Consider the following 12,971-nt stretch of genomic DNA (forward strand, 5'->3'; position numbering starts at 1 on the left):
TCAATTATAACATGGTGACGTCACGTGTCAACGTGGTATGGCAAAATTATGATATGCAAATTCGGAATCATTCAAACTACGCCGGAATGTTGACAAAGGCTTGTATTACTGCTATGATTTTTTTGGGCATATTTAATAAATTTAAGAGAGGTTATTATGATTCAAACGATTCTGAAAGGATTCACTGTGGGCATCGCATATGTGGCTCCCATTGGTATGCAGAACATGTACGTCATCAACACGGCGATGACTCAGACAAAGGCAAGACTTTATACGGTTGCGCTCATAACGATTTTCTTTGACATCTCTCTGGCGCTGGCATGCTTTTTCGGCATGGGGGCGCTCATAGAGGCCGTACCATTTGTGAAGATACTGCTGCTGGGACTAGGTTCACTGGCAATTATCTGGATTGGAATAGGCCTCATGCGTTCGGCTCCGAAGCTTGACAGCTCCATGGACACCAAAAAGACACTGCTCCAGGTTGTTCTTTCCTGCTTCCTGGTAACGTGGGCAAACCCGCAGGCTCTAATTGACGGGACCATGCTGTTCGGTGGTTTCAGGGCATCGCTTCCTGCTGATATGGCGAAATTTTTCGTGGTTGGCTCTTCAATGGCTTCCGTTGTGTGGTTTTTAGCTCTTGGAACTATTGTAAGCGTGTTCAGGAAAGCGTTCAGCGAAAAGGCTCTGAAGATTATAAACATAGCGTGCGGTCTGGTCATAATATACTACGGAATAAGACTTGGAATAAGTTTCTTCGGAGAAATATAGTTATTTAAAGGGCTGTCACATGTACTTAATGCAACAGCCCTATTGTTATACTTCGTATGTTATGTCTGCGCCTATGTTGCGCAGCTTTTCTATTATGTTGGCATATCCTCGTTTTATGTGGTAAACTTCCGAAACCTCGGTTTCGCCGTCTGCCAGAAGCCCTGCGATTATAAGGGCTGCACCGGCTCTAAGATCAGTGGCCTTCACTTTTGCTCCGCTGAGGCCTGACCTTCCCTTCATGACTGCGCTGCTTCCCTCGATCTTGACGTCGGCTCCCATGCGCAGAAGCTCGTTGGCGTGCATGAACCTGTTTTCAAATATTGTTTCGTGGATGATGCTTGTCCCTTCAGCCACCGACAGCATAGCCATAAACTGAGCCTGCATGTCTGTGGGAAAACCCGGATATGGAAGAGTCTTTATGTCAACCGGCTTTATGTTTCCGTCGGAGTGAACCCTTATCTTGTCGTCGAATTCCTCAACAACGGCACCTGCTTCGCGAAGCTTTGCAATCACCGGCTGGAGGTGGCTTGAAACCACATTCTCCACAATTACGTCACCGCCTGTTGCTGCAGCTGCAACCATGTATGTGCCTGCCTCAATCCTGTCGGGTATTACCGTGTGTTCGGTCTTGTGGAGCTTTTTCACTCCCTTTATTCTGATGGTCTTTGTTCCGGCTCCAACAATGTTTCCGCCCATGCTGTTGATGAAATTTGCAAGATCCACAATTTCAGGTTCCTCTGCTGCATTTTCCAGCACCGTATCACCATCGGCCAGAGCCGCAGCCATTATTATGTTTTCAGTTGCTCCTACGCTTGGAAAGTCAAGATAGATGTCCCTTCCAACAAGCCTTTCGGATGATGCATTGACATATCCGCTTTCTGATTTTATTTCCGCTCCCAGATACTTGAACCCCTTCAAATGAAGGTCAATGGGCCTTGTACCTATGGCACATCCCCCGGGCATGTACACCTTTGCGCTTTTGCATCTGGTGAGAAGAGGCCCCATCACCAGAAAAGAAGCCCTCATTTTGCTGATGAGCTCGTATGGCGCTTCGCAGGTTGTTATATTTTCAGCTTTAATTTTCAGCGTGTTTTCATCCAGTTTTTCTACCTTTGCTCCCAGCACCTCCAGCAGGCTGCACATTACGTTTACGTCCTGAAGGTATGGTATGTCGTGTATTATGCATTCCTCATCCGACAAAAGTGTTGCCGCCAGAATAGGAAGGATTGAATTTTTCGAACCGTCAACCCTTATGCTGCCCTTAAGTCCAGAGCTTTTCTTAACTATGATTCTTTCCATGTTTCTCCTCAAAAGTTAATTTATGTATTGCAAAATCATTTTTTGCATTCAATTTCTTAAGTTAATTTAAAGACTTGACTATAATATCACTTTTAACATAACATTTCAATTACAAATTTTTACTTAAAGTAATTTTTTTCATAGGCAAAAAATAAAAAAAGAAAAAGCGTATTGATTAAAATAAAGGGGGACGTTATTTATATTTAAATGTTACACGCTTTTTCTTTTTGTAATTGTATTATTGACCCGGATGATTATTTTATGCATGGAATTTAAAAATATTTTTGTGATTTGCTGAAACAATCATCACTCATGCTGATACTTTTCAAGCCTTACCTCTGCCTTGAACAGGTCACCGTCAACGCTTATGTCTAGTATGCCGTTTTGTATCTCCATGAGGCTCTTTGCTATGGCGAGTCCAAGGCCGCTTCCCTCCGAGCTTCTTGATTCGTCTCCCCGCTTGAACCTCAAAAGTAGCTCATCTGCGGGAATGTTCAGTTCAAAGGCTGATACGTTTTTAAAACAAACAAAAACTTTCTTTTCGGTTTCGCTGATATCGATGTAAACCCTCGAATCCTTCAGGGCATACTTGAATATGTTCGAAAGGAGGTTTTCCATAACTCTGCTCAGCAGCCTTCCGTCAGCTTTGGCGTAAATCCTGTCCCGGGATGATGTAACCTTGAATATGAGTCCCGATTCGTTTATTTTCTCATCCAGTTCCCCAAGTATCTGCGATATGAGCGCATTGACGTTGACCTTTGCAAAGTGTACCTCAATGCTGCCGCTTGTAGCCTTGGCAGCCTCAAACAAATCCTCGGTGAGAGTCTTCAGCCTGCTTGACTTTCTGTCCAGCACATCCAGATACTTTGGTGCATTGGGTGACAAAAGGCCTTCTCTTTTAAGCAGATCCACATATGAAATGATCGATGTCAGCGGAGTCTTTATGTCATGGGACACGTTGGTTATAAGCTCTGTTTTTAACCTTTCGCTTTTCACCTCATTTTGAACGGCAATGTTAAGTCCGCTGGTGATGGTGTTTATGTCATCGGAAAGATGCTTGAACTCACCGCTTCCCTCTATGTTTATCTTGAAGTCATAATTTCCTTGTTTTGCAGTCTGAAGGCCTTCCTGAATAATCTGGAAGGTTCTTACCTTCTTGTATACAACTATTCCTGCAGCCAGTAACAAAACGGTAATCAGAACCGGATTTCCGGCGCTGTACACCGAAGCTGCTATTAGAAAGGTTGTCGCTGCTAAGGATCTGAACATCAATGGTCCGCTTGCAGCAATCTTCCTGGCGATTTTTGCAGCTCTGGTAAGCAGCATATACAAGAGCGATTTTTTAATGACCGTCCCGTTTTTTATATGCCTGGTCACAGAAAGTATGAGGACCATGAAAACAGATGCGGCGGCGACCGTTGATGCGAGAATTGCAAGCCTCATGAGGCTTTCATTCGTATAGCGTATGTTCAAAATGCTGTAAAACTGTGAGTAAACTGCGGAGGCAACTCCTGCTGCAGCCGCAAGGCTTATGTCCGGTGAAATTCTGTCGAAGCCGCACATGTGCACTTCTTCGTCGCCGGCAAACTTCCCTGTTTCAGCCAACAGATATATGAGGCATGCTGCAGCAGTCAGAAGGCACAATAATATTATCCATGTGTTTTTTATTAGAATGTTCCTGTCTGAGAGCCACTTGTCAACCCGAAGGGCAAGTCCTTCATCAGTCAGTGCGGCATAAATAACAATGTTGTCTCTGCCGCCTTCAATGGATTCATAGGTTTCAATGAGCGAAGCAAAATAGTTGGAATATCCGTTGTCGGGTTCCAGTTTCACGCCCTTGCCGTCAACAAGCACATAGGCATTTCTTATGAAGTAATAATTTCTGTCTTCGTTGCCTGTGTTCGTGCACTCGTAGTAACCGTCGGTTGCGTAGTAAATGAGGCCGTCGGGATTGTTCAGCTCGCCAATGATATTCTGGTAGTTAGAAAGATCCGTCTTCTGGATCGATTCCTTAATGTCTTCAATTTCCTTGGCTTTCTCATACCAGAAACGTTCCTCAGACTCTGAGTTGTCCTCGTATCCCTTTTCTGCCAGGTAATTGTTGTAAAGGTTGGTAAGCTGCCAGCTGTCTTCAATGTCAATGTATTTGACTGTCTTGCCATCCCTGATGTACTTTTCGCTTTTGTAAACCCGAAGCACATGGTCCAGCTTGTTTGCCGCATTTCTAAGCTCATTGCTGAGAGTGTTGCTCTTCATGTAGCTTTTAACGGCTATGCTTTCGTAGTTCTGCACGTTCAGGTAGATGTTAAGAGACGATGAAACTCCTATGAGAAGACATACTATCAGCAGCACGAAGGCTGCAATCTTTGTGACCCTTTTTCTTTTATATGTCTTCCACTTTATAACCAACACCCCACACCACCTTCAGGTATTTCGGATTTTTAGGATCTATCTCTACTTTTTCGCGGATTCTTCTTATATGGACAGCCACCGTGTTTTCCGGATTGAAGGAAGGTTCGTTCCATACATTTTCGTAAATGTCGTCTATGGAAAACACCCTGCCCTTGTTTTTCGTCAGGAACAAAAGTATCTTGTACTCAACGGGGGTAAGCTTAACAGGCTCTGCATCGATGGTGACTTCTTTTCTTTCGTCGTCAATAAGCAGATTTCCTGTTTTGTAGCAGTCCTTCTTGTCCTTTTCGGATGCTCCGCCAAGGGTTGTGTAGCGGCGCAGCTGCGACTTGACTCTTGCAATAAGTTCAAGTGGATTGAAGGGCTTCGTTATGTAGTCGTCAGCACCCATGTTCAGTCCCAGCACTATGTCGCTTTCTTCAGATTTTGCCGTAACCATTATGACGGGGATGTTTTTAATCTCCCTGATTTTTGTTGTAGCCTTTATGCCGTCCATTCCAGGCATCATCACATCCATAATAACCAGGTGCACGTCATTGTTCTGGATAGCTTCTACTGCCTCAAGCCCTGAATAGCACTTTATTATGTTGTATCCGTCGCCCTTAAGATAGACTTCAATGGCTTCTACAATCTCAATATCATCATCACACACCAGTATGTTCATAACAACCTCCTATGATAATTAAACACATTATACCATGTACACCAAAAAAACTACAACATTAAAAATTCCCATACAATAAAAGAGTTGCTGTGCTAATCTCAGTTTGACGACAAAATATCCTTCGACTATGTCATTCTTAGGGCGTAGCCCGAAGAATCTCATCATTTCAACATTAAGAGATTCTTCCCTACCGCTCAAGATGACAAATTTGTAGTTTGCCAATCGTCTGAGAGCTGCCGTGCAACTCTGTTCTTGCTATTTTGACAGTATCTGGGGCTTTCTATACTGCATTTCCAACGGCCACACAGCCTCATACCTGCCGTTTTGAATCTGAACCATGAAAGATATGGTTCTTATGTTTTGTCCTGCCTCATTGAACCTGATTGTGTTTGAAATGAAGTAGGGTGCCAGGAACTCCTTTGTTCGTAATACGTTGGTTATCTTATCTCCTTCAAGGGATGAGGATGTGTTTATGGCATCGGCCATAATGAGTGCAGATGCAAATTCCTCCAGCGCAGGACCGTCAATGTCTTCTCCGGATTTTTCCCTGTACAGGTTGTTTATGAAGTTTGCAGTTTCGTTATTCAAGGCTGACGGCAGGCTGGCGCTGGAACCTGAGAAGTAATTGCCGTCAGCCCCTAAGGCATCTATAAAGTACGGGTCGTGAAATCCCCCGCAGTAATTAAGAACTGCCTTGGGCACTATGTTTTCCTCTTTGTACCTTTTTACAAACTGTGTTACATCTTCTATGTATGATGCCTGAAAAATCACATCGGGATTTGCCTTCTTTATTTTTTCGATGCCTTCGTCCATGTTGTTCAAATCTTCAGAGTACCTTACCTCCACAACCTTTTCAAAGCCTTCGTCTGCATACCTTTCATCAAGCCACTTGTCTATCATCTCTGAGGCGTGGGTGCCGTATTCGTTGTCGATGTACACTATGCCCAGGGTTTTTATTCCCGCATTCAGGGCTTCGTTCAAATACTTTATGTACTCAAAGAAAAATTCCGTTTCAAGGTTATCGTCCGGTGCAATTCGGAAAAAGTAGCTGTATCCCCTGGTTGTAAGGGAAGCTGAGCTGGATGACCCTGCCAGAAACGGTACTTTATACTCCTCTGCCACCTGGCTGGCAGTCTTAGTGGCTGAACTGTGGTATGCACCTATGAGCGCTGCAACCTTCTCATCCTTTATGAGTCTAATGGCCTCTGTCCTTGCTGTTTCAGGATTGGCCCTATGGTCTGCAAAAATAAATTTTACCTTTTTTCCGCCCATATTCGGAAGTCCTGCTGAAGGTCCCAGCTCCAGATTTGCACTGCTGTAACGGCCATTTATTATTTCTTCTGCGGTTTCAATTGCATACTTCAGTTTTGTTCCCGTAGATTCTGCCGGTCCGGTCAGCGGAAGCAGCACACCTATCTTTACCGTATCATCCTTTGTGTATTGATTTACAATGAACAAGCTTACAAACAATATTGCACATGCTGTCAATATTACACCTATTTTGGGCAGATGCTGCCAGATTTTCATTTCGTCCTCCGCAAGTGGTATTTCTAAAACAATATTATAGCATAAGATGCAGAATTTTGATATACTTAAATCAGCAAATTACAAGGAGACATTATGGACAAGAATTTAACCGGACCTGCCAGACACGGGCTTAAATTTAAAATTTGGTACAGCTTTGTTTTCCTTATAATCATAATAGCCATCCTGCTCTGGCTTTTTCAGATAGTTTTTTTCAACCAGTTCTACATAAGGTTTAAGGAGCGGGAAATCATTAACATAGGTCAGACACTGATCAAGGAAAACAATTCTGAAACATTTCACGGAGACGTGTACAGAAAAACAAACTACGGAAGCATGCCTGTGCGGATTTTCAACAAAACCGGTTTATCCGGCCTTTCTTCTTCGCTTCTGAAACTTTCTAACCCTGATCCGATAGACATAATTTTGTTTTCGGAGATCCTTCCTGAAGATAATGGCTCCGGTGTATACCACATAGTTGAGAACCCCAGCACAGAAGGTTCCGAGTACCTGGTTTACGGCATGATGCTAAGGGAAGGTTCAACAGAACAGGAAAACATATATCTTTATATTTTTTCACAGCTGGCGTCCGTAGAAAACACCTCTTCGGTCCTCAAACAGCAGCTGGTGATCATAACGCTTATTTCACTCATAATTGCAGTCATACTTTCGTTTTTCATATCGTCAAATCTCGTTAGGCCTCTCACTCACCTTACTGATACGGCGGAGCTGCTGGCTGAAGGTAATTACAACGTAACGTTTCAGGGCGGTGTGTATACGGAAGCCGACAGACTGGCCGATGCGCTGAATTTCGCCAAAAACGAGCTTTCAAAGACCGACAGTCTCAGAAGGGAGCTCATATCCAACGTGTCCCACGACCTAAGAACTCCTCTTACAATGATTAAGGCCTATGCGGAAATGATAAGGGATATAACCGGTTCAAACTCAGAAAAACGGAAGGCTCATCTGGACGTGATTATCAACGAGTCAAACAGGCTTACGGAGCTGGTGAACGACATTCTTACCGTATCGAAATACGAATCAGGCAATGTTGAAATAGAGCTGAGCCAGGTAAATTTAACGGAAATGACCGGCTATATCGTAAAGGCGTTCAGCGAAATGTACTCCTATGAAGGTTATGTGTTTTCCTTCGACCATGACTGTGAAGCAGTTGTTGAAGGCGATGAAAAGAAACTGCAGCAGGTTTTATACAATCTCATCATAAACGCAGCTAACTTCACGGGCGAGAACAAGAACGTATCAGTGGCACTGAAGGATTTTGGAAATAAGATAAGGGTTGAAATAACCGACACCGGACATGGAATTCCGTCGGATCAGATGGAAAAAATATGGGAAAGATACTACCGCTCCGGCGAGCACAGAACCCGTCCTGCTGCCGGAACAGGATTGGGGCTTTCAATCGTAAAAAACATACTCAAGCTGCACAATGCCGATTACGGCGTCATAAGCGATGAAGGAAAAGGCTGCACATTCTGGTTTGAACTTAATAAGATCCAGAACAGTCAGCCTGAAGCAAAAGGACTCACCATGTGAGTCCTCATTTATTACAACCCCAAATATGCTTTCTTGACCAGGTCCGACTCCATCAGCTCTTCTCCGGTACCTTCCGTGACTATTCTTCCGTTTTGAATCACATAGCCCCTGTCTGCTATTTCCAGGGCTTCCTGCACCTTCTGCTCGACAAGCAGCACCGTCAGTCCTGTTGAGCTTACGTACTTTAATGCCTGCATAACCGTTTCTACCATAAGCGGTGCCAGCCCCAGCGACATTTCATCAACCATCAGAAGTCTGGGATTTGACATAAGCCCTCTGGCTATGGCAAGCATCTGCTGCTCCCCTCCGCTTAATGTTTCAGCCTTCTGGTTTTCCCTTTCCTTCAGCTTCGGAAATATCTCGTAAACTTCTCCAAGCTTCCTGTCCTTCTCTGTTTCTGACTTGATTACATAGGCACCCATCAGCAGGTTGTCCCTGATGCTGAGCTTACCGAAAACATGCCTGCCTTCAGGCACGTGGGAAATTCCCCTCTCCACTATCCTGTGCGGCTTCAATGTATCAATCCGCTCCCCGCAAAATTCAATTTCTCCGTGCATGGGCTTCAACAGCCCTGAAACGGTTCTTAGTATGGTTGATTTTCCGGCTCCGTTTGACCCCACAATGGACACAACTTCTTTTTCTTTAACTTCAAAGGACACGTCAAAGATAACAGGAACATTATCATATCCGACTTTAAGATTTTTGACTTTTAGCATGATATTTATCCCCCAGATAAGCTTTTATTACTTCGTCGTTGTTCACAATGTCGGAAGGAATGCCCTCGGCAATCTTTCTGCCGGCATTGAGAACCACTATGTTGTCTGAGATGGGCATGATTGCTTCCATTATGTGTTCAACCACCAGAAGCGACAGACCATTTTCCTTCAGCCTGAGACATAGGTTCATAACATCCTTTATTTCAGTCTGGTTGAGCCCTGCCATGCATTCATCAAGCATGAGTATCTGAGGCCTGGTTGCCAGCGCCCTTGCAATTTCAACCCTTTTCTTGTCAACGATTGTGAGACTTCCCCCAACCACGTGCCTTTTTTTTGTAAGGTCGGTCATTTCCATTATTTCCTCGGCGATGCTCTGAGCCTCCTTCCTGCCTTTTGCATGAAGAAATGCTCCGGTCATCACATTTTCCTCCACCGTCATTTCCTTCAGTGTCTGCACAATCTGAAACGTGCGCGTTATTCCAATCCGGCATATTTCATAGGGTGCATAACCTGTTATGTCTTTGTCCCTGTAGGAAACCTTTCCGCTGTATGGCTTGTAAAACCCTGTTATACAGTTAAACAGGGTGGTCTTTCCGGCTCCGTTGGGTCCGATCAGGCTGACTATTTCATTTTCATGTATGGCAAAGGACACATCTTCATTTGCAATCAGACTTCCGAACTTCATGGTTATGTTGTCTATGTTAAGAATTTGCTTCAACCTTGCCGTCACCTGCCTTTTTAAAGTAGTTTTTTAATTTATTAACTAGGCCAATGATTCCCTTGGGCTGGTAGCATGCAACCAGAACTACCAGCAGGCCGAAAATCATCAGGTCGATTCCTCTGCCTGTGCCGCCAAGTTTAACTCTCGTTATTTCCGACAGCGGTATCAGTATGGATGCTCCTATGAGAGGACCATAGATGCTGCCTATACCTCCAAGAACTGTCAGGAGAACTATCTTTATGGAAATATCAAGGGTGAACAGCATAAACGGGTCAATGTACAAAACGTACTGAGCATAGATGGAACCGGCAAAAGCAGAAATAAACGCGCTTATGACCATGGCCGCTGTTTTGTAGTTGGTGGTATTGATTCCGATGGATTCAGCAACCTCGTGACTTTCCCTTATTGCCTTAAGGTAAAAACCGATCTTAGAATTTTCAATATAGCTGCAGGCAAACACTGCTATTGCAAACAATCCAAGCGCTATGTATATGTATGGAAGCTTCGTTGTGTGGAACTCCATGCACAGCCAGCTGTCATTGACAATGGGCAGCGATATGCCTGTGGCCCCCTCCACGAAATTCCAGCTTACAAAAAGTTGTTTAATGATTTCAGCCACGGCCAGGGTGGCAATGGCAAAGTAACTTCCCTTGAGCCTGAAGGTGGGGTAGCTGATGATGAGAGCTACTCCTGCCGCCAGCAGCCCTCCTGCAAACATGCCCACCCATGGGCTTATGTCAAATTTGTAAAACAGCACCGCGGATGCATATGCTCCTATGCCGAAAAAGGCAGCGTGTCCGAAGGATGTCTGTCCCGCAAATCCTGTTATGATGTTCCATGCTTCTCCGAGAGTTGCATATATAAGCAGCAGCACCAGGATGTTATGGAAGCTGTCCGACTTGAATATCAGCGGCAGCACCGCAATGGCGGCAACCAAAATTGTCAGTGTCTTTTTATCCTTTACCATCCGAACAACCCCTTTGGTCTGACTTGTATCACAATGAGATAGATCAGGAATACAAGTGCGTATTTGAATTGAGTTCCCAGAAAATATCCTCCCACAGCCTCAGTCAGTCCGATGATCAATCCTGCAAACAACGCACCCTTGATGTTTCCGAATCCGCCAAGGGCTACGATTACGAATGCCAGAATGCTGTACAGCGCTCCGGATTGAGGATATATGGGGAAAAATGATGACATCAATGCTCCGGCCACTCCCACACAGGCTCCGGATAATCCGAAGGTTATGGCATATATTTTATCAGTATCGATTCCCATGAGTGATGCCGTGCTGCGGCTCAGTGCGGTTGCCTGAATTGCCTTTCCGGTCTTTGTTTTGTTCATGAAATAAATTATGATTACAGTCATTACTATGCTTCCTAAGGCGGCAGCAATCTGAGGCATGCCGAGAATTATGCCTCCAGCCATTATCTTCTTGTCAGTTACCATGGCTCCGTTGATGTATCTGTAGTTTGGTGTCCAAAGAAACTGCGCAAGATTCTTAAGGAACATGCTCAAACCAAACGTAGCCAGCAGGGCTGTCAGTCCGCTTCCGCCCAAAACCTTCTTGATGATCAGCTTGTATATCAAAACCCCCAGGATGAATATGACAGCTGCGCTTATGGGTATGGATAAAAGCGGGTCCACCGAGTACAGCTGAAACATCCAGAACGCAGAATACATGCCGAGCATCAGCATTTCTCCATGGGCGAAGTTTGTGATGTCCATTACGCCCCAGGTCAGGGTTAATCCTACGGCAACCAAGGCATATATAAATCCCATAAGTATTCCATTGCTTATAATCTGCCCTAACATAATTCCTCCTTATCAGTCATACTGAGCCCAAATATCTTTGGGCTCAGCACTGAACTTATTTAAGTTACTATCTTTGTGTCCACGCAGGGAACGGAGCTACAGGTTTTGCAGTCTGAATGTCTGTTGGATAAACAGCCTGGTATTGGGCATCCTGGGTTTGAACAATGAATGACGCAGAGTATATGTTCTGGCCTTTTTCATTGAACTGTACAGCTCCTGTTGAGAAATACGGAGCGTCAAACTTGGCCGTCCTTATAACTTCCATGATGGCATCTCCGTCTGTGGACTTGGCCTGGTTGATGGCATCGGCAACAACCATAAGTGATGCAAACTCCTCAAGAGCCGGACCATCTATGTTTTCTCCTCCGGATTTAACCTTGAACAATTCATTTATCTGATTTACAACTTCCATCGTATCGAAAAGCGTCGGTGCGCAGGCAGCTCCCCCTGAGAAGAAGTCTCCGTCCTTATTGAGGTTTACCACGAACTGGGAGTCCTGGAATCCTCCGCAGTAGTTTACGACTGCCTTTGGTGTGAATTCAAACTCTTTGTATTTCTTTACGAACTGAGTTATGTCTCCTATGTAGGAAGCATGGAACAAAGCGTCAGGATTGGCTGCCTTAATCTGCTGAACTTCCGTGTCAACACTTGTTACGTCTGTGGGATACTTCACAGCCACAACCTTTTCAAATCCCTCAGCTCCGTATTTTTCCTCTATCCACTTGTCTACCATTTCGGCAGCATGAACACCGTATTCGTTGTCAATGTAAACAACTCCCACAGTCTTTATGTTTGCTCCTGTTTCCTGATTCAGATATTTCAGGTATTCAAAAAACACCTCTGTTTCCATGTCGTCATTGGGAGCAATACGTGTAAAGTACTTGAGTCCTCTTTCCGTAAGTGCCGCTGAACTTGATGATCCTGCAACAAACGGAATCTTGAATCTTTCAGCTGATTGACTGGCAGGTTTTGTAGATGAACTCTGATATGCACCAATTAAAGAAACCACGCCTTCATTCTGAATGAGTCTTTCGGCTTCTGTCTTGGCTATTTCAGGATTGCCTTGATGATCTGAAAATACCACTTCCACAGTCGCGTTTCCAAGATTTGTTAGACCCATGGTTTCAGCCAGCGGCAACGCAATCTCCGGATGCTCGCCATTTATGATTTCCTGTGCAACCTCAATGGCATACTTAAGCTTGACCCCTGTTGCGGCAGCTGAGCCTGACAGCGGCAATATTGCACCCACCTTAACCGGTTCACCGGCTGCTGGCTGTTCTGCCGGTGTTGCAGGCGTTTCGGTCTTAGGCTGTTCTGCCGGCGCCTGTGTCTGACTGCTGGTACATCCCGCGGATATTGAAGCAATCAGCATTAATGCAACTAATAACAAAGCAATTTTTGACTTCATGTACTCCTCCTCCTTTTTTAACGAGTAATCGTTTTCACTTCAATGATATATCCTTTTTGTGAAATTATGATGATTGATTTATGATAATTT

Annotated in this window: 11 protein-coding genes; 2 read left to right on the top strand and 9 right to left on the bottom strand. The window is 44.5% G+C overall.

Going from position 1 to position 12,971, the window contains the following annotated elements:
• The first annotated feature begins 156 nt into the window (after positions 1-156).
• Complete coding sequence (locus tag AAGU76_RS07995; RefSeq protein ID WP_342484949.1) at positions 157-768, top strand: LysE family transporter; 612 nt, start codon at positions 157-159, stop codon at positions 766-768.
• 45 nt (positions 769-813) lie between these two features.
• On the opposite strand, the gene murA is transcribed toward AAGU76_RS07995, so the two are convergent.
• From murA to AAGU76_RS08015, 4 genes are all read right to left on the bottom strand, one after another.
• Complete coding sequence (murA, locus tag AAGU76_RS08000) at positions 814-2,067, bottom strand: UDP-N-acetylglucosamine 1-carboxyvinyltransferase (RefSeq protein ID WP_342484950.1); 1,254 nt, start codon at positions 2,065-2,067, stop codon at positions 814-816.
• 306 nt (positions 2,068-2,373) lie between these two features.
• The gene (locus AAGU76_RS08005) at positions 2,374-4,479 is read right to left on the bottom strand and encodes a HAMP domain-containing sensor histidine kinase (RefSeq protein WP_342484951.1); all 2,106 of its coding nucleotides are present in this window, start codon (positions 4,477-4,479) and stop codon (positions 2,374-2,376) included.
• Positions 4,451-5,143, bottom strand: coding sequence for a response regulator transcription factor (locus AAGU76_RS08010; RefSeq protein WP_342484952.1), 693 nt, complete (start codon positions 5,141-5,143; stop codon positions 4,451-4,453). The genes AAGU76_RS08005 and AAGU76_RS08010 overlap by 29 nt, the downstream gene beginning before the upstream one ends.
• A 255-nt stretch (positions 5,144-5,398) precedes the next feature.
• Positions 5,399-6,670 (bottom strand): ABC transporter substrate-binding protein, encoded by a 1,272-nt coding sequence (locus tag AAGU76_RS08015; RefSeq protein WP_342484953.1) that lies wholly within the window; start codon positions 6,668-6,670, stop codon positions 5,399-5,401.
• A gap of 93 nt (positions 6,671-6,763) precedes the next feature.
• Here AAGU76_RS08015 and AAGU76_RS08020 point away from each other — a divergent pair, with 93 nt between their 5' ends.
• Positions 6,764-8,221 (top strand): HAMP domain-containing sensor histidine kinase, encoded by a 1,458-nt coding sequence (locus tag AAGU76_RS08020; RefSeq protein ID WP_342484954.1) that lies wholly within the window; start codon positions 6,764-6,766, stop codon positions 8,219-8,221.
• A gap of 11 nt (positions 8,222-8,232) precedes the next feature.
• Here the strand turns inward: AAGU76_RS08020 and AAGU76_RS08025 are convergent, their stop codons facing one another.
• The 5 genes from AAGU76_RS08025 to AAGU76_RS08045 all read right to left on the bottom strand — a co-directional run bounded on the left by AAGU76_RS08025 (position 8,233) and on the right by AAGU76_RS08045 (position 12,881).
• Positions 8,233-8,937 (bottom strand): ABC transporter ATP-binding protein, encoded by a 705-nt coding sequence (locus tag AAGU76_RS08025; RefSeq protein ID WP_342484955.1) that lies wholly within the window; start codon positions 8,935-8,937, stop codon positions 8,233-8,235.
• Positions 8,915-9,655 carry an ABC transporter ATP-binding protein gene (locus AAGU76_RS08030; protein WP_342484956.1) on the bottom strand — a complete coding sequence of 247 codons (741 nt, stop codon included), beginning with the start codon at positions 9,653-9,655 and terminating at the stop codon, positions 8,915-8,917. Before AAGU76_RS08030 ends, AAGU76_RS08025 begins: the two co-directional genes overlap by 23 nt.
• A complete protein-coding gene (locus tag AAGU76_RS08035; protein WP_342484957.1) occupies positions 9,639-10,625 on the bottom strand; it encodes a branched-chain amino acid ABC transporter permease in 987 nt (328 codons plus the stop codon). The genes AAGU76_RS08030 and AAGU76_RS08035 overlap by 17 nt, the downstream gene beginning before the upstream one ends.
• Positions 10,619-11,473 (bottom strand): branched-chain amino acid ABC transporter permease, encoded by an 855-nt coding sequence (locus AAGU76_RS08040; RefSeq protein WP_342484958.1) that lies wholly within the window; start codon positions 11,471-11,473, stop codon positions 10,619-10,621. The genes AAGU76_RS08035 and AAGU76_RS08040 overlap by 7 nt, the downstream gene beginning before the upstream one ends.
• Before the next feature lie 67 nt (positions 11,474-11,540).
• Entirely contained in the window at positions 11,541-12,881 is a 1,341-nt protein-coding gene (locus AAGU76_RS08045) for an ABC transporter substrate-binding protein (RefSeq protein WP_342484959.1), read from the bottom strand.
• Between the last annotated feature and the right edge of the window lie 90 nt (positions 12,882-12,971).

The sequence above is a fragment of the Sedimentibacter sp. genome (genome assembly GCF_038562225.1).
Lineage (GTDB): Bacteria > Bacillota > Clostridia > Tissierellales > Sedimentibacteraceae > Sedimentibacter.